Origin of the sequence: Gilliamella sp. CG25 (assembly GCF_046635705.1) — a bacterium.
Classification (GTDB): domain Bacteria; phylum Pseudomonadota; class Gammaproteobacteria; order Enterobacterales; family Orbaceae; genus Gilliamella; species Gilliamella apicola_I.
Genome location: NZ_JBIDFJ010000015.1, coordinates 30,644 through 49,818, shown reverse-complemented (window position 1 = coordinate 49,818; position 19,175 = coordinate 30,644). Strand labels below are relative to the sequence as shown.

Genomic DNA, 19,175 nt, shown 5'->3' with positions numbered 1-19,175 from the left:
AATTAAAATCAATCAAACTGACGACTGAACGGGATATGATTTGAAATGAGCTCATTAATCGCTTTTAATAAACCATTTAAAGCGGTATCTCATGAATAATATCAAACAGCAGATTGGATCTACCTAATACTTATTACAAATATTAATAAGTTTGTTTGATGTTAATAACATGTCTATTATCTACATTAAGTCGTCGATTACAAAATTCCATTAAATATCTATTGTTATATCAGTGTAATGTCGTAGTTCAATTTTCATAACATGAAAAATATAAATCTGTAGATTTAACCTGCCCAATGAGTGATAAATTTGTTTGATGCTAATAACATATCTGTTATTTAGACTAGACTGTTGATTATAAAATTCCATTAAATGTTTGACACCTATCTAGCCAATAGTCTAGTTAAGTGCTCTCTATAATAACAATGAGTCAAATTTATGCTCTTTATTGGAAAGATATTGAATCGAAGTTAATGTCTGTAGATTAAATATTTAAAAAAAGCGTTAGCTAAGGTACTTTATTATTGGTCATCCATTAATATGAAAAAGTGATCTTTGATTAACTTATGCTTTGATAACATTATGTGAGCAATTGAAAGAGCTTAAAGTTTGGAGAGTTTGATTGGACAGACAAAAAGAGAAAGCAATACTCCTATTAAGGAATATTGCTTGTTTGTTAATATTAACCTAAAAGTAAGGCATCGTCAGTAACTTTTTCACCGCGTGTTTTTTCAAACATAGCTAATAAGTCATTTACCGTCATCTTATCACGTTGTTCACCAGAAACATCAAGTACGACTTGTCCCTGATGAAGCATTACGGTCCTGTTTCCGTATTCTAGAGCTTGTTTCATTGAATGTGTTACCATCATGGTCGTTAAGTGGTTTTTGCCCACTATTTCATTAGTCAGATCTAGAACGAATTGAGCTGTTTTAGGATCAAGTGCAGCGGTGTGTTCATCGAGTAACAAAATTTTAGATGGCTGTAAGGTCGACATCAATAAACTTATTGCTTGTCTTTGTCCTCCTGAAAGTAACCCCATCATATCGGATAAACGATTTTCGAGACCTAAATTTAAAGTCGCAAGCTTTTCCTTAAATATGGACTGAATTTTGCGATTAAGTGCAGGGCGTAATGTAAAACAACGTCCACGATTATAAGCAATAGCAAGATTTTCTTCGATGGTTAAATTTTCACAGGTTCCCACCATCGGATCTTGAAACACTCTGGCAACCATTCCTGCTCTTTTCCAGGCAGGAACACGCGTTACATCTTTGCCATTGATGATGACATGCCCTGAGTCACTGAGTAAATCTCCGCTAATAATATTAAGTAACGAACTTTTACCCGCACCATTACTACCAATAATCGTAACAAACTCACCTTCTTTTATATTTAAATTTAAGCCACGTAATACGTGATTTTCAATAGGTGTACCTTGGTTAAAAGTTAATTGCAATTGTTCAACGTTAAGCATGTTTATTTCCTCTTTTTTTCGAGTATTTTTTTAATTGCTTAGGTAGTACAAGAGCAAGTACAACCAATATTGCGGTAATAAGATTTAAGTCTTCTGTGCCTACGCCTATTTTGTGCAAAAACTCATTACTTAGTGCTACAGCTATAAATAAACGATAAAGAATAGCGCCTAGAATAACTGCCAGCATAATTGCCCATATACGTTTTGTTGGGAAGATACTTTCACCAATGATAATAGAAGCAAGACCAATGACGATTGTCCCCACACCTATGGTAATATCAGCACTGCCTTGGGTTTGCACAAATAATGAACCACCTAATGCGATTAAGCCATTGGAAATAGCCATACCTAAAATGGTGATGCTGCCCGTTGGGACACCTTGAGATCTAGCCATTCTTTGGTTTGTACCGGTTGCTCTCAATGCCAATCCCATTTGGGTGTTTAAAAATAAATGTAGCAGTAACCAAACCACAACAACAAAGCCAAAAACCATAACGGATTGAACAATATATTGGTTACTGTAGTCTTCTGAAATAAAGGGTGAAAAAATAGTTTTCGCATCCAATAACGCAAGATTCGGTGATCCTGAATATTCAGTTGTTTCGTGAGTAATATAACGTCCAAGACCTAATATCCTTAAATTGATTGAATACAAACCTATCATGACAATAATACTGGATAATAATTGCAAAATATTGAGCTTAACATACAGCAAGCCAGTCAAACTACCGGCGATACACCCCGCAAACATACCTAAAAGTGTGGCAATCCAAGGGTCAATACCAATATAAATACATAAACCACATACTGCGCCACCTAACGGGAAGCTAGCATCGGCTGTAAGATCCGGAAAATCGAGTAAACGGAAAGATATAAAAACACCTAAGCTCACAATGGCATAAATAAGTCCAATTCCCAGCGAGCCTATTAAAAATTCAAAAGACATGAAAAAAACCTATTAAAATTAACCGCTAAAATTAGCGGTATAGTGATCAAATTAAAAACTATTCAACAATCTTCGTTGCTGATTTCAATACATCTTCAGATAATACGACGCCTTGTCGCTCAGCTGCTTTTTTATTGATTGTTAACTGTGTAATGTTACCTATTTGTGGCGGAATATCGCCAGGCTTTTCACCATTAAGAATGCGGATAACGATTTTACCAGCTTGGCGTCCTAAGTCATAATAACTCATTCCCAAGGCCGCGATGGCTCCACGTTCGGCTGAGTCAGGATCGGAGGCTAACAAAGGTATTTTACTTTCATTAGCGACTTTTGCTAAAGATTCGTAAGCCGAAACGACATTGTTATCGGTAGTGGTATAAATCAGATCAACTTTACCTTTTAAACTCCTTGCTGCTGTTGAAATATCTGAAGTACGTTGAGCAGGAGCTGCGATAATTTGCATACCACGTTTTTCCAGTGCTGATTGTAATTGTTTAAGTACTATAGTTGAATTGACTTCGCTAGGACTGTAGACATAACCAATGTTTTTCGCATCTGGTTTGATTTTTAACATCATATCTATTTGCGCATCTAACGGTAGTGCATCAGAAACACCGGTCACATTGGTTTTTGACGCTTCCCAACTAGGGGTTAATCTTGCGGCAACGGGATCTGTTACAGCCGTGAAAATGATTGGAATACGTTTAGTCGTCGCTAATAAAGCTTGTGAGCTAGGTGTTGCGATTCCGACAATCACATCGGGTTTATTAGCAGCAAATTGTTTAGCTATTTGAACAGCATTAGCACTACTACCTTGAGCGCTGGCATACTGTAATTTTAAGTTTTCACCGTTGATATAACCATTATCTTTTAATTCATCTTCCACCCCTCTTCGAACATTATCTAATGCAGGATGTTCAACAATGGCTGTAATAGCAACATACTTTTGTTCCTTTGCTGTATCAGCAAACGATGAAAAAGTAAGGGTTGATAAACAGAGTAGCATAATAAGTTTACAAATACGATTACGCATATAGGTACCTTTGTAATAATTTTTTTACAACTTAGATAAATATGTGTTTACTATAAATCATATTTAAATAATTTTCTAGGAATATCACTTTATTTAGCTGTAAATTTTTAATTACAATCTGTTATAACTAGTGATTGTAAAGCACTTTTAATCGACAAAAATTGGGTGTATTTTGCTTCTTTTATAGATAAAAAAACGAAAATAATCATTCGTTCGAGAGTAAGCGAGTTCTGTTGATAATAGGGGTATGCTCTGCTGATTGATTCAGCAAAGCAAAAATGGGATTATGTTATTCACCAATGACTTTATAAGCGGACTGAATAACTTCAGGCGATAATGTTGCGCCTTGTTTTTTCGCGGCTTCAATATTGATAACCAGTCGTAATGCTTGTCCAATTTCTGGCGCAATACTGCCGGGTTTTTCTCCATTCAAAATGCGAACAACAAGTTTGCCTGATTGACGACCAACATCATAATAACTCATGCCATAAGCCGCAACGGCGCCTCTTTCAATTGCATCAGGAAAAGATGCTAACAAAGGAATTTTGTTTTCATTAGCAAATTTCACTAATGATTCATAAGCAGATACAACATTGTTATCGGTTGTCGTATAAATCAAGTCAACTTTGCCTTTTAATGAATTTGCCGCAGTGGAAATATCCGCAGTTCGTTGTGCGGGCACAGCAACCAATGAAATATTTTGTTCTGCAAGTTGTGCTTTCAAATTTTTCATTACCACAGTGGAATTGATTTCACTTGGACTGTAGATGTATCCTACCGATTTTACATTCGGGACAATTTTTTTCATAAAGTCGATTTGAGGACCAATTTCTTGAAAATCAGATACACCCGTAATATTGGTATTGGTTGGTTCCCAATTTTTAACTAGCTTTGCGGCAATGGGATCAGTAATTCCTGCAAATACGAGTGGGATTTGTTTAGTTACTGCGGCTGTTGCTTGTGCACTTGGTGTTGCAATAGCGACGATAACATCGGGTTTATCGGCAATAAATTGTCTGGCAATTTGTGCTGCAGTCGCGCTACTGCCTTGGGCGCTTTTGTACTTAACCGTTAAATTTTCATTTAATATATAACCACTGCTTGTTAATTCATCTTTTACACCATCTCGGATTTGATCTAGTGAGGGATGTTCAACAATTGCAGTTATGGCAACACTTTTTACCGTATTTGCTATACACATAAAAGGGGTAATTAACATCAAACAACTGAATAAAAAAAAGCGTTTCATAAAAATAAACTCGCAAACTAGTACAATAGTATTATTCTAAACTGATTCAATCAAAATGTTAAGGTGTAATTAGACTTTTTTGTCATTCTTATTTTTTAAAAGGATGAGGCATCATCTGATTAATATAAAAATACGCTAAAATTTCAAACAAATTAAGAATATAATAATCAGATTATTGTTTTTTTAATCCTCCTTTTCATGAAAGAAAGCTAAAAATAGCTGCTAATATTGTTCAGTTTCCTATTCAAGGTTAATTCTAAATTTATTAGAAGCAAAATTCTTATTGTGCAAATACAAAGGGATTGATACCACTTTTTGCAAAACCTTCTTCTTCGGTTTTGATATCAAGTATTAAAGAGGCAATATCATCAGCAACAACTTCAATATGCGGATCTTTATCCTGATCAAAGATTTTTAAATAGCTGTGGCAAGCATCACAACATTCTGTTTTAGTCGCTGACAATTCACTATCTAGCGAAAAATATTCAATATTTTTCATGTTATCACAGCTGGTACATTTTACTCTTGGCACATACCATTCACTCTCACATAAACTACAATGTAAATAACGCAGTCCATTATGACCACCCAGTTGAATGACGCTGGCAACCGGCATGCTATTACAAACGGGACATAGCCAATTTTTATCACTATTTTCGGATACTGCTTTACCTTTTATTTGGCTAGCTAGCTGGCTATAGTAAACAGAGAGTGCAGACCAAATAAATACGGCTTCATTGCCATCAACTGCGTGGAATTCGCCTTTAAGTAAATGCAAAGCTTTATTTTGTAATTGCTCAATACTGTTTTTATCCAGTTGTTCAATCACGATTGAAATCTGATCGGTTAAATTTGATGATGATTGTAATAACGCCTTTAAATAATCCTGCCAAGAGTAGGGTAATGAAAAGTTTTCTATACTCAGTGGCGGTAAATCATTATTTAATGGCTCGAATAGCTCTTTATTTAGTGGTTTTTGGCTAACTAAGTCTGCTTGCGTTTGCGCTAATTGAGCACAAAAACAGAGATAATCACTAAATGGACTATTTTTTGCTAATTCTTTTAGCCTGTTAGCTCGATGCAAATAGAGCGTTGTTGGTGAAGGATAAAAAAGTAAGGGAATTTGTCTGATAACGGAATTGATATTTTGTTCTTCAAGCTGGACTTGTGGGATGATTTTTATACTCATTATTGGTTACCATTCATGATTATTTTATCCATAATCGATTTCGTGATTGAGATAATTCCGCTGATAAGTATCAGCGGATAAAATAGATATATTTTAGAAACAACTATAAAGCTGTTTTTTGTTCGACTTTTGTTGTTTGCTTCATTTCTACAGGTTTATCTGCTTCCAGTTCCTGTTGATAGATTTTTTGCATTTCTTCTTCATACCATGAAGAGTGGTTTTTTCGAGCCCAAGCTCGAGATACATACCCTGTAATCATCCCTTTAATTGAACCTTTAACCCAGATAGCCATATAAGCATGGCCAATAGCGAGTAAAATTAAGCAAATAGCTGCGAACGAGTGGAAAAAGATTGCAATACGAACAATTTCAATTGAAAAATAATCTGAAACATATCTTCGCCACATAATCATACCGGTTACGAATAACACAGTGATTAAACTCATGATACACCAAAATAAAAATTTCTGACCAACATTATATTTGCCAATGGGTATACCTTCTTCTTTGCCCATGATGACATGTTTAAAATTCTTGATCCATAACAGATCATTTTTATTAGGGATATTATGATGAGCAAGCTTTACAAACATGAACATCAGCAGTATAAAGACGATGCATCCAATTAGGGGATGTAACGCTCTAACCAGTTGAGGGGTTCCAAGAAAAAGTCCAAATAGTTTAATGGACGGAAAAAATAACGATAAACCAGATAATGCCGTTAAGATGAAAAGACACACCATACACCAATGGCAAAAACGTACAATAAGTGGTGTTCTAAGAATCATTCCTTTTTTATTCATGATGTTCCTCCTTTTGTGGTATGTCGGCACTATTTTTACGACCAAAAATAGGTAATCCTAACCGTTTTCTTGCTTGTTTATCCGCTTGTTTTTCCTGTTCGATATCTTCTTCGTCTACTTCAATTGCACCGACGCCCATGTAATGGAAAAGTAATCCTCCAAAAGTAGCAATAAAGGCGGCAGCTGAAAGTGGTTTCCAAGGGCCTTTCCAGAATCTAACCAGTTCACTGATATGGGGTTCATCTGGCAACCCGTGATACAGATCGGGTTGATCAGCGTGATGTAATACATACATGACATGCGTTCCATTGACTGCTTGAGGATTATAAAGCCCTGCATGTTCAAACCCCCGTTTTTTTAAATCGGCTATTCGGTGCTCAGCATGTCGAATCATATCTTGTTTAGTTCCGAAATGAATAGCACCAGTCGGGCAGGTTTTAACACAAGCCGGCTCTTGTCCAACCGAAACACGATCAACACATAAGGTACATTTATAGGCTCGATTATCTTCGTTACTGATACGAGGAATGTTAAACGGACAACCTGCTACACAATAGCCACAACCAATACAATGTTCCGACTGAAAATCGACTATTCCGTTAGCATATTGAATGATAGCACCTTCAGAAGGGCAAGATTTTAAACAGCCAGGCTCAGAACAGTGCATACACCCATCTTTGCGAATTAGCCATTCAAATTTTCCGTTAATTTCAACTTCAGAATAGCGCATTACCGTCCATGCTTTAGGCTCTAAATCAGCGGGATTATCGTAAACACCGACCGTATTGCCTACTTCTGCTCGCAGGTCATTCCATTCGCTACAGGCGACTTGGCATGCTTTACAACCAATACAGGTGGTGACATCAATTAATTTGGCCACCTCCTGTTGATAATCACGTGCTCGCGGCGCAGGCGTTAAATCATTAGTTGCAGAACGACGAATAATATCTTGAGTTTGTAATGACATAATTAATCCTCCTGCCTATGCCACGGTGGTAACTTTTTCGATGTTAACTAAGAATGATTTATATTCTGGCGTTTGTGAATTTGCATCACCTAAATGAGGAGTTAATTCATTGACCAAAAATCCTTTCTTAGTTTGTCCAGTGAATCCCCAAACAATTGGGATTCCAATGGTTTCGATCTCTTTACCGTCTACCGTTAACGTAGGCAAGCGTTTAGTTACTACCGCTTTCGCTTTTATATAGCCTCGATACGAAGTCACTTTAACGGTGTCGCCTAATTTGATTCCTTTTTTATTGGCAAGATTTTCGCTTAGTTCGATAAATTGTTCTGGTTGCGTAATTGAGGCCAATCTTGCGTGTTGTGTCCAAAAGTGGAAATGCTCTGTAATACTGTATGTTGTTCCCACATAAGGAAATTCATCTGCTGAACCTAAACGCGCTAAATCTTCTTTAAATGCTCGAGCAACCGGATTATTGATTTGTTCTGGATGCAACGGATTATTGGTAATTGGCGTTTCAAATGGTTCGTAGTGCTCAGGGAAAGGCCCATCAACCAGACGATTTAAGCAGAATAATCCACCTAAACCATCGTTATTCATAATAAAGGCACCTGCACCAGAACTTGGAGACAAGGTAGCGGTAAAGTCAGCAACATCATTGCCATCCCAATGAGAACCATTCCATTTTATCAATACTCGGTTTGGATCCCATGGATTGCCGTGTTCATCTGCCGATGCCCGATTATAGAGTACACGTCGATTCATTGGCCATGACCATGCCCAACCAGCATGGATACCTTTACCAGATGGATCTGTTGGATCACGTCTTGCCATTAAATTACCTTGTTCAGTCCACGAACCACAGAATATCCAGATACCTGAAGAGGTGGTACCATCATCTTTAAGCTGAGAAAAACCACTTAATAATTGACCTTTTTTCAGAATCACATTACCGTTGGTATCCGTAAGGTCAGCAAGAGCACGACCATTACACTCTTGGGCTAATTCTTCCGCTGCTGGCCCTTCTGGATCTTGGTAATCCCAAGAAAGATTATTAATTGGTTCATGATAAGCACCGCCTTCTTCAGCATAAAGTTCTTTGATTCTTAGAAAGATACGTGAAATGATTTCGGGGTCATATAGCGATTCATAAGGAGGCTTTGCTGCTGCCCAATGCCATTGCAATAAACGAGATGAATTGACAATCGTACCGTTTTCTTCAGCGAAACAGTTAGTCGGTAATCGAAAGACTTCGGTTTGAATTTTGCTTGAATCGACATCGTTTGACTCACCATGATTTTTCCAAAATTCGGCTGTTTCAGTGGGTAATGGGTCAATGTTCACCAAGAATTTGAGTTTAGATAAACCTTCACGAATACTATTTTTATCAGGTAAGGCAGCAAGTGGATTGAATCCTTGGCAAATAAAACCATTAGCTTGACCGTCACGCATCATTTTACTAAAGCGTAAGATATCGTAAGTTTTATCCCATTTAGGTAACCAATCAAATCCCCACTGATTGTCTTTAGTCGCTTTATCACCATACATCGCTTTCATAAAACTGATAAAGAATTTGGGATAGTTACCCCAGAAATTCACCTCATTGACGCCTAACGGTTTAGGGGTTTTTTCATCCAGATACTGTTCAAGCGAAACTTGCGAGTCTTTAGGTAAATCCAAATATGCAGGTAAACGATTGGATAAGAGTCCGACATCGGTTAAACCTTGAATATTTGAGTGTCCACGTAAGGCATTAATTCCTCCACCCATGACACCCACATTACCTAAAATAAGTTGAATCATGGCAGCAGTACGAATAATTTGAGTACCATAAGTATGTTGTGTCCAACCTAAGGCATATAAAAATGTTGCTGCTCGGTCATTGGTTTTCGTACTGGCAAGAGAGCGACAAACATATAAAAATCCGTCTATCGGGCTTCCGGTAACTTTGTTTACCATTTCTGGTGTATATCGACTTACATGTTGTTTTAACAGATTCCAAACACAGCGTGGATGCGTGAGTGTTTTATCTCGACGCGCATAACCCTTTTCATCTTTTTGATATGTCCAGCTGGCTTGATCATATTGGCGATTATCAGCATTATAGCCACTAAATAGACCACTATTTTCATCAAAATTAAAGTCATCACTCACAATTAAGCTAGCGTTACTGTGTGTGACTAAATATTCAAAATTAACTTCGTTATGGGTAATGAGATAATTAATAATACCTAGTAAGAAGGCAATATCCGAACCTGCACGAATCGGAACATATTTATCGGCAACCGAAGCCGTGCGGTGAAAACGAGGATCAATAGCGATAAGTTCAGCGCCATTTGTGATTTTAGCTTCTATCGCCCACTTAAAACCAACCGGATGAGCTTCAGCGGCATTTCCACCCATAACGATGACGACATTGGCATTTTTAATGTCATTCCAGTTATTTGTCATCGCACCACGCCCATACGTTGCTGCAAGACTAGATACCGACGGGCCATGACAAACCCTTGCTTGAGTTTCAAGACTTAGCATACCTAATGAGCGAGCTATTTTGAACGCTAGCCAACCCGTTTCATTACTCGCAGCTGAAGTAACCAACCAACCGGTTGATGTCCAGCGATTCACGGTTGTACCTTGTTCATTTTTTTCGATAAAGTTTTTATCTCGGTCTTCTTTCATCAATCGAGCAATACGATCAATCGCTTCATCCCAACTGATACGTTGCCATTGATCAGAGCCAGGAGCACGATATTCGGGATATTTAACACGTTGTTCACTTTTGATATAGTCTAGCACCCCAGCACCTTTTGGGCAGAGTGAGCCACGACTAACTGGATGATCAGGATCGCCTTCTACATGAAAAATAGAAGATTCGGCATTCTTAGCTCCATCTCCTCGACTATAAAGTAACATTCCACAGCCAACCGAACAGTAGGTACAGTTATTGCGGGTTTCTTTCGATTTTAATAATTTGAATTGGCGAGTTTGTGCAAGCGCCACATTGGGAGCAAGTCCAAGCGTGGCAACTGTTGTTCCTGCCATGCCACCAGCGCAGATCTTAAAGAACTGTCTACGGTTAAATAGCATATGAACTCCTTAAAAGCTGACATTACATTTTAATTTATTATATTGATAGGTACTAATATCCCTATTGGATAATGATTCATAATAATCGTTTATCAATTGGAAATAAAGGAAAAAACAGATATCAATGATTAAAATTTGACATTAATCAAAAAAACAGAAGAAAAGATCCGATAATTTTTATTAAATTTTATCTAAAATTGTTAGCAGCACTTTGCAATAATTATGTAAAGTGTATCTTAACAAAACTTAAAATTATTATCAATATACAAGCTATCAAGTGAATCGATTGGTATTGTGGATTTTGCTATATTCAACAATATTGATAGAGCTTGCCACTGATAAAAGGGCAAACTCTATCGATACCAACTCGTGATTAAGGATTAATTTCCTCAATTGTTTGCAAGACTCGATGAGTAATGAGAGGTTTTAGGATGTTATTCATGTTTTCAATTTTTTGAAAACTGGCACTATCTTGATCGTCCAGATAACCTTGTTCTCGTAGTGATGCAACCAGTGTTGAAAAGACCCCTTTATCAAAAAATTCTGGCGCATTGATTCCATGTAATACCGATAATCTTTCCGCAATTAATCGACCTTCTTTTTCTAAATTAGCTCGACTAATTGAAGGGTCTTTTTGCAAAAGCGAAAAAGCAATCGCGTAACGTTGTAAGGTATCTTTTGATGACGAAGCAATTAACTGTAAACCAGACATTTTTGCATAATTGAGCACTAATTTATCTGACGTACAACTAATTAAATTTAAGTCACAATAGGTGGCGATAATTTGGTTTACATATTCAACTAACTGCGCTTCATTATGATATAAAAACAGTTCAGATTTAATTAATGGGAAAAGCAATTTTACCTGCTCTAAAACCGCTTCTGAGGAGATGCGATTATTCTTCACAAGAATTCTGGCAACGATTGCAGGTATGATCAGCAAATGTTGAATATTATTACGATAATAAGTCATTAAAACCGCTTGTTCAGTGGTTAAACCGACAATTTCGCCAGCCTCATCGGTTGTGATAACAAATTTACCCATTTGTTTAGCATGTTCAAATAGTTCATCTGCGCTTTGAGCGGGAATCGTTATCAAATCAGAATAAGGAATATTTTTTAATAATGTAAGAAGATAATTAATATGTTCTATAAGTTTAACTTTAGTTAATGCCCGTTGATCCGCTGCCAATAAGATAGAGCAACATAAATTCATGGCGTTAATAGCTGCTGAGGCATTGATACGCTCCATGATCTGTTTTGCCAGCATATTGGTAGTGGGTGTCAACCAATTTGGGCGAGCGGTGCCAGTTGGTTCAATTGCATCACGCCATTCCGGTATTTGTTGATTTAAAAATTGGTTCAGTGGGATAGGTTGACCAAAATTAACATAGCCAAAACCTAATTTTTTTAATTTTAAAAAGGCTTTTAGCGTACGCCATAAACTCTCTTTTTCTTTTTTTGCGCCGCGTAATTCATTGGCATAAGTCGCCACTTCTAAAACGTGTTCATAACCAATATAAACCGGTACAACGGTGATAGGTCTTGCATCGCCACGCAATAACGTTTGAATGGTCATCATGAGCATGCCTGTTTTCGGATCGAGCAATCTACCGGTACGTGAACGCCCACCTTCGATAAAATATTCAACAGCATAGCCTCGAATAAATAACTCAGCTAAATATTCACGAAAAACGGAAGTATAAAGTTTATTTCCTCTAAACGAACGACGAATAAAGAAGGCACCTAGTCGTCTAAAAATCGGACCAGCAGGCCAGAAGTTCAAGTTGATACCAGCAGCAATATGAGGTGGTACTAATCCTTGTCGATAAAGAACATAAGATAATAAAAGATAATCCATGTGACTGCGATGACACGGTGCATAAACAATTTCATGTCCATTTTGCGCCAGTTCTCGAACTGGATCGGCATTGGTTACTTTTAAACCTTGGTAAAGTCTGTTCCATGCCCAAGTTAGAACAATATCGGTAATTCTTAGCATTCGATAAGAAAAATTAGCGGCAATTTCGTTTAACATTGCCAGTGCATTTTTTTTCGCTTTATCAAGACTAATATTTTTGCTTTTGGCTTCTTCTTGAATTGCTTCAGAAAGGCTAGGATTAGTTAATAATTTATTCAGCATTTGTTGCCGTACAGGCAGTTTAGGACCCACTGATGCCATTCTTTGTTTGGTAAAATGAATACGTGCAACACGAGCAAGCTTATGGGCTAAGACCGAAATATTTTGTTGATTATTGATTTCAATATCTTTTAATGACACGGTTCTTGAAAAACGGGTATAGCAATCTCGACCTGAAACAATGATTTTATATAATTTATAAGTTGCTCCCAGCACTTGTAGAGAAGGGCTTTTTTTGCCTTCTTTATCTGGACTGCGTCCGAACATCACCGAAACCGGTAACATTTGAATATCCAACTCGGGATTTTCTTGATGAGCAGAAATATATTCTCTTAAAATGTCGATTGCTTTTGTTTTTTGTTGATTAGAGGCAAAAATACCCGGGCCTTTATCAATAAAAATATATGAAGGAACCATATTACCATTAATATCGATGCCTTCTAGCGGATCAGGTAAGCCGAACTTGGAACATAAAGAACGAACAACCATAAGATCAATCTTAGAATTATAGGGCAAAACATATAATATGGGTTTATTAGTATCAAGACCTAATTCAGAAACCGGATCTGCTGGTATAGGTTTACTTTTAACAAATAATTTAATTGGGATTTGGATTAGTGAAAAAGAAACTTTAGTCCACCACGAAAACATAAAAATAAACCTCATCGTATTTCGCTAATTATAGGCTTAAATAATGAAATATACTTAATCAAACTAATACAGAAATTAGTATTTAAATCATAATAGTGAATCTCCCTTATTGTTTAAATAAGAGAGATTCACTAAGTATATACTTGTTATCATTTAAACGTTAGCTAATTTGCACAATCTTTCGTCGATATAGTTTGAGTTAAATAACTCTATTTATAACGATAGTTGAAAGCATTATAAAGGTTTATTGATATCAACTCCACGAATCTCTTTGTTTTTTATCCTCTCCAATCGTTGGATCAGGGTAATAACATCTCGTCCTTCACGCATGCCATCGATAAGTTTACGAGCTTGTTTACAATCGCCAATTTTATGATAAACATAGTTATTTTTAGTTGCATGTTCAGAAAAAGCTTGGCTAAAGGTGTTTTCACTTAGCATTCCTAAACAGACAAAACCATAATCGAATTCTAATTTAAATTGGTGACCATCTTTATCTTTAACTAAAAAGTGATTTTCAGCGACTTCCAGTAAAGTTGTAGAAAGATGAACATCAACCTGATTATGTTTGAGCATGGTCATCATAGAAATACGACCAATATAATCCAAATCTTCAGCCATAGCAGGCTTCATTTCAACAATGGAAACCGCCTTGGCGTTGTTTTCAGAAAAATATTCAACGACATCCAGCCCGACAGCTCCCCCACCGATGACAACCACTTTTTTATTGGCAATATCGGTAAATTGATTGAAGTCTTCCATGATGTCAAAAATCGAAAATACTTGTCTGTTTGGTGCACTAAGCTGATCGTGTAATCCTTTAATAGGGGGTAATAAAGGTTTTGAACCGGTTGCACTAATCACTAAGTCGGGTTGTAATTTTTCGATTATTTCAGGCGTTGCTCGTGTATTAAGATTGATTGTGAGATTTTTTAAACTTTTGGCACGGTTGATAAGAAATTTAGGTAAATCGGCAATACGTTGTTTATATGGAAATCGAGAAATCATCATTGACAGACCACCCAAAAAAGGCTTTTCTTCATATAATGTAACATTACATCCGACTTCTGCTGCTGTGCATGCGGCTTCAAGTCCAGCCGTTCCGCCTCCCACTACAACAACATTAAGCGGGGTTGAGATCTGATAGCGTTTATAGTCTTCATAACTGATAATATCCGGATTAACTGTACAGCGAATTGGTTTAGATCTCGCAATGCGATGATCTGCACAACCAATATTACATGAAATACATTTTCTTAATGTGTCGATTTCGTTATTTTGTACTTTTTCAACCCAATAAGGTTCGGCAATTAGCCCTCGTCCTAAAACGACAAAATCAGCAATCCCTTCTTCAATTGTTTTAGCGATGATTGATGGGTCTCGAAAGTTACCAGACGCAATGGTCGGTTTATTAAATTTATCTCGCACAGCTTTTGCCATGTAAGAACGCCAACCGTCAGGGAGATTCATCTGATCAATCTGAAATTGGATAGTATCATTTTGGGCGGCAGATACATCAAAAACATCCACACCCTCACTCAGGTGTTCTAAAATAGCTAAGGTATCGTCTAAAGTATTTCCTCCATCTACAAAATCGACCGCACTAATCCGTAAAAGGATTGGAAAGAAAGGGCCGACTTTGCTACGCATTTCATCAATAACCAGACGAATTAATCTTGCTCGGTTTTCGATACTGCCTCCAAATTCATCTGTACGGTTGTTATACAGCGGTGATAAAAATTGACTCAGCAAATAAGAGTGTCCGGCATGAATTTCAACAGCATCAAAACCAGCTCTTTGGGCTCTGTGAGCTGCTAGTCCATATTGTTTAACAATATCATGAAGCTCTTCAACCGTTGCTGGTCTGGGTATATTGCCACCTGTTTTAGACGGTATATTGGATGAAGAAATAGGTTGCAAGCCATTTAAGCGACCGGGGTAAGCGGATGCGCCTGCATGATTAATTTGTACTGCGACCGATGCCCCATGCTTGTGCATACGTTCAGTAAATTTATACAATCCGGGAATGTATTGATCGTTGTCGATTCTCAGTTGTGTGGTACCGTTAGTACCATAAGGAAAATCAACGCATACGTTTTCAAGGATAATAAGCCCAGTTCCGCCTTTTGCTCGTTGTTCATAGTATTGAATATGGTCATCCACCATTTCGCCATGTAATGTGGCAAAGTTAGTCCCTATCGGTGGCATGACAATTCTGTTGCGTATAGTTGTTTTATTAATTACAAACGGTTCAAATATAGCTGAAAAATTGGGCATATTTGTCTCCTTTTTATTTAAATAATTTCTCTATCAAACATTGCAAAATAGTCTTCTAAACGTGTTAAAGTTAATAATAAATCCATTGCTAACTCATGCTTATATTTTATAGATTAAGTTTAATTTATTCATTTTATCTATAAATAGATAAAAACTAGAATGGCTCGCGTTATACAAAGCGCGAGCCATTACGAGAATTCGTTATCTATTTAATTAGAATTTTTTCGTTTTATACCATTTTCTATCGACTAATTTATTCTCTAAGAATTGTTTAAATTCCATAAAATGAGCCGTCGTATTATGAAACTCAATGGCAGCTTGGTTTGCCCATATTTCAGAGAAAATAAAAATATGTTGGTTATTGGTATCCAGACTGAGTTCATAACGAATGCAACCAGCTTCTTTTCTGCTTTCATTCCGCACTTTTAGGGCAGCTTGTTGATATTCCTTTACCCACTCTGGTTTTACCTCATGTATTGCAATAATATTTAGCTCACACATCGATATTCCTTATGGTTATTCTCTATTTTGATTGTGGTTTTCAAATTCTAAAAAGCCAATTAACCACCATGATCACGGTCGTGAGCTATAAGCCTAATTGACTGATATTTTTTATTTGTTCGATGCTTTCGAAGCCGCATGTTGTTGTTCTGCAAATTGGCGACGACCACCCGGACGTGGGACTAAATCTCCAAGCATCACTTCGTAACCACCATCAACCACAAGCTCAGTACCATTTGAATAATCAGAACGTTTACTTGCCAAATATAAAACAGCATTAGCAATATCGATGGTTTCACCAATACGACGGCTGGCAATCATACGGGTACGACCTTGTTCAACTTCTTTATCTTCATAGAATTTTTTTGATAAAGGTGTTTTGACAAAACATGGACAGACTGCATTACTGCGAATACCAAATTGTCCCCATTCAGCAGCAAATTGTTTAGACATCATCGAAACCCCAGCTTTGGTTGAACTGTAAGCACCACTGTAAGTTTCAGGCGTGTGCGACGCCACCGTTGAGATATGCACCATACGACCTGATTTTTGCTCAATCATTAAACGGCCAAAACGTTGAGACATAAGGAAATATCCTGTTAGGTTAATATTAACGGTAGTATTCCATTCATCAAGAGGAAGGTCTTCAATCGGACAAAAACGTAAAATCGCTGCAGTATTAACCAGTACATCACAACGTCCAAATTCTTGTTTTACTTTTGCGACCGCTGCATCTACTTGTGCTTCGTTAGTGGTATTACAGGCAAGACCAATTGCTTTTATACCGTATTCATTACTTAACGATTTAGCGAGTTGTTGACATTTTGTTTCATCTAAATCGATAAGTACAAGATTCGCTTTTTGTTTGGCAAATTCACGGCAAATTTCGGAGCCCATGCCACCAATTGCACCTGTGATGACACAAACATCATTTTCTAATCCTAACCAACTTTGGCTCATAAAAACTCCTATTATTCAACTTGATAACTTTTATTTATACTTTCTTCGCATATCTTTATGTTTGATTAAATCTTAATGTCAAAGTAAGTACCAAATTATTTAACCTACTGTTTACTTTGATACAACACATCTAAAATATAACGTAACTGTTTGACATCTAATTGCCCCGGTGCTGAGGCATTTTTAGCTGCTCCAAATGTCATTGCTGAACCAAATGTTGTTCCTGCCACTCGGCTAATTGCCCCCAGCCCTGCCATTGACATGGTAATGATGGGTCTGGTTGCATATTTTTCATTCATTTCTGTGGTTGCCGCTAATAAGGTAAGGACGTCATCTGTGGTCTGTGGCATAACCGCAATTTTGGGAATATCAGCACCTAAATCTTGCATTTTACGTAATCGAGAAATGATATCGTTTTTCGCAGGTGTTTTTTCAAAGTCATGGTTGGATGTGACAACCAATACATTATGTTGATGCGCTACATTAATAATTTCTTTTACGTATTGATCGCCGATAAAGACTTCAACATCGATCAGGTCGACCAGTCCACTCTTAGCTATTTCTTTGTTTAATTCAAGATAATCGGTTAGTGGCCACGGTTTTACCCCACCTTCATTAGCGGTACGAAAGGTAAATAAAATAGGTTTGCTCGGTAATAAGGTTGCAATTTTTTTAGCAACAGTTTTCACAGCATCAATATTATCAACTTGGGTGAAGTGATCCACTCGCCACTCCAAAACGTCAAAATCTATCGATTGTAAAAATGTGACTTCATCAAGTAGTTCGGTTTCAGTTTTCCCAACAATTGGGACAATAATTTTCGGCGCACCCGATCCTATAACTAGATTTTTGGTTGTAACTGTTTTCATTTTATATCCTGTTGGTAAAAGATTATGTTTATAATGTTTAATCTTATATTGTGTGATTCAAATCAGACAATAACATAAAATAATCTGCTAACTTATTTTTAATTGAATTATTAGGTAAAAAGATTACTTATCGACTAATCATTAAATCCCATTTTTTCTTTTACATACTCAATAGGTGCATCTTCACCCGTCCAAATTTTGATTTGCGCTGCACCTTGCCAAAGCATCATGCCAATCCCATTTAAGGTTTTACAACCTTGCTGTTCTGCGATTTCAAGCAATTTGGTCTTACGTGGGCTATAAATACAGTCTGTTACGACAAGATCCGGTCTTAACATCGTTGGATCGGTAATTAAACTTTGCCCTTCTAATGGTTTCATTCCAACACCTGTAGCGTTACAAAGTACTTCACTGGTGGCAATGGCTTGACGGAGTTGCTCTTTATCAGCAAGGTCGGTCACACTGACTTTACATGGTGTGTTTTCATTTAATTTTTTTGCAATTGCTTCAATTTTTGCATAGCAGTCATCTTTCTGATTGAAGATGGCGATCTCTTTCACACCATCAAGCGCAGCTTGTACTACAATGGCTGTTGCTGCACCGCCTGCACCAAGAATCGTCATTTTTTTACCTATGACATCAATGCCTGCTTCTTTCAACATGCGCATATAGCCAATGCCGTCGGTGTTATAACCGGTTAATATGCCGTTATCATTCAAAATTGTATTGCAAGCCCCACTCATTTCAACCGCAGGTGTTAACTTATCAAGATATTGGCAAACCAATTGTTTATTGGGCATCGATACCGCACTACCTCGCAAACCTAAGGCACGAAGACCTTTTATTGCATCGGGTAATTTTTCTTGATCAACTTCAAAAGCCAAATAAACATAAGGAATATTTAGTTTTGAATAAATAGTGTTTTGCATTTGCGGTGATAAACTGTGACGTATTGGATAAGCCATTAAACCAATCAATAAATAATGGCCGTCAATATTATTTCTCATTAAAAATTCTCCACTACACACTT

The 19,175-nt window shown here is 37.0% G+C and carries 14 protein-coding genes; all 14 read right to left on the bottom strand.

The annotated features are described in order from the left end of the window. Nucleotides 1-682 precede the first annotated feature (682 nt). Complete coding sequence (locus tag ACGH6P_RS10395) at nt 683-1,477, bottom strand: ABC transporter ATP-binding protein (RefSeq protein WP_267349556.1); 795 nt, start codon at nt 1,475-1,477, stop codon at nt 683-685. Beyond that, nucleotides 1,470-2,423, bottom strand: a complete 954-nt coding sequence (locus ACGH6P_RS10390) for an ABC transporter permease (protein WP_267360713.1) — start codon at nt 2,421-2,423, stop codon at nt 1,470-1,472. The genes ACGH6P_RS10395 and ACGH6P_RS10390 overlap by 8 nt, the downstream gene beginning before the upstream one ends. A gap of 58 nt (nt 2,424-2,481) precedes the next feature. Continuing rightward, nucleotides 2,482-3,456, bottom strand: coding sequence for an ABC transporter substrate-binding protein (locus ACGH6P_RS10385; RefSeq protein ID WP_220216042.1), 975 nt, complete (start codon nt 3,454-3,456; stop codon nt 2,482-2,484). Between the two features lie 289 nt (nt 3,457-3,745). Continuing rightward, on the bottom strand, nt 3,746-4,705 hold the full coding sequence (locus tag ACGH6P_RS10380; RefSeq protein ID WP_220216041.1) for an ABC transporter substrate-binding protein: 960 nt from the start codon (nt 4,703-4,705) through the stop codon (nt 3,746-3,748). 280 nt (nt 4,706-4,985) lie between these two features. Further along, entirely contained in the window at nt 4,986-5,894 is a 909-nt protein-coding gene (gene fdhE / locus ACGH6P_RS10375) for a formate dehydrogenase accessory protein FdhE (RefSeq protein WP_411597418.1), read from the bottom strand. A 103-nt stretch (nt 5,895-5,997) separates the two neighbouring features. After that, the gene (locus ACGH6P_RS10370; RefSeq protein ID WP_267360708.1) at nt 5,998-6,696 is read right to left on the bottom strand and encodes a formate dehydrogenase subunit gamma; all 699 of its coding nucleotides are present in this window, start codon (nt 6,694-6,696) and stop codon (nt 5,998-6,000) included. Beyond that, a complete protein-coding gene (fdxH, locus tag ACGH6P_RS10365; protein WP_294825775.1) occupies nt 6,689-7,663 on the bottom strand; it encodes a formate dehydrogenase subunit beta in 975 nt (324 codons plus the stop codon). Before fdxH ends, ACGH6P_RS10370 begins: the two co-directional genes overlap by 8 nt. 15 nt (nt 7,664-7,678) lie before the next feature. Further along, on the bottom strand, nt 7,679-10,747 hold the full coding sequence (fdnG, locus tag ACGH6P_RS10360) for a formate dehydrogenase-N subunit alpha (protein ID WP_411597417.1): 3,069 nt from the start codon (nt 10,745-10,747) through the stop codon (nt 7,679-7,681). 373 nt (nt 10,748-11,120) lie between these two features. Then, nucleotides 11,121-13,538, bottom strand: a complete 2,418-nt coding sequence (gene plsB, locus ACGH6P_RS10355; RefSeq protein WP_411597416.1) for a glycerol-3-phosphate 1-O-acyltransferase PlsB — start codon at nt 13,536-13,538, stop codon at nt 11,121-11,123. Between the two features lie 234 nt (nt 13,539-13,772). Then, entirely contained in the window at nt 13,773-15,815 is a 2,043-nt protein-coding gene (locus tag ACGH6P_RS10350; RefSeq protein WP_411597415.1) for an FAD-dependent oxidoreductase, read from the bottom strand. A 213-nt stretch (nt 15,816-16,028) separates the two neighbouring features. Continuing rightward, nucleotides 16,029-16,316: a putative quinol monooxygenase gene (locus ACGH6P_RS10345; protein ID WP_267349572.1), complete on the bottom strand. Its 288-nt coding sequence runs from the start codon at nt 16,314-16,316 to the stop codon at nt 16,029-16,031. A 111-nt stretch (nt 16,317-16,427) separates the two neighbouring features. Continuing rightward, on the bottom strand, nt 16,428-17,276 hold the full coding sequence (locus ACGH6P_RS10340) for an SDR family NAD(P)-dependent oxidoreductase (RefSeq protein WP_220216033.1): 849 nt from the start codon (nt 17,274-17,276) through the stop codon (nt 16,428-16,430). A gap of 104 nt (nt 17,277-17,380) precedes the next feature. After that, nucleotides 17,381-18,145: a type I 3-dehydroquinate dehydratase gene (gene aroD, locus ACGH6P_RS10335; RefSeq protein WP_411597414.1), complete on the bottom strand. Its 765-nt coding sequence runs from the start codon at nt 18,143-18,145 to the stop codon at nt 17,381-17,383. A 134-nt stretch (nt 18,146-18,279) separates the two neighbouring features. After that, nucleotides 18,280-19,152, bottom strand: coding sequence for a shikimate dehydrogenase (locus ACGH6P_RS10330; protein WP_411597413.1), 873 nt, complete (start codon nt 19,150-19,152; stop codon nt 18,280-18,282). Nucleotides 19,153-19,175: the final 23 nt, after the last annotated feature.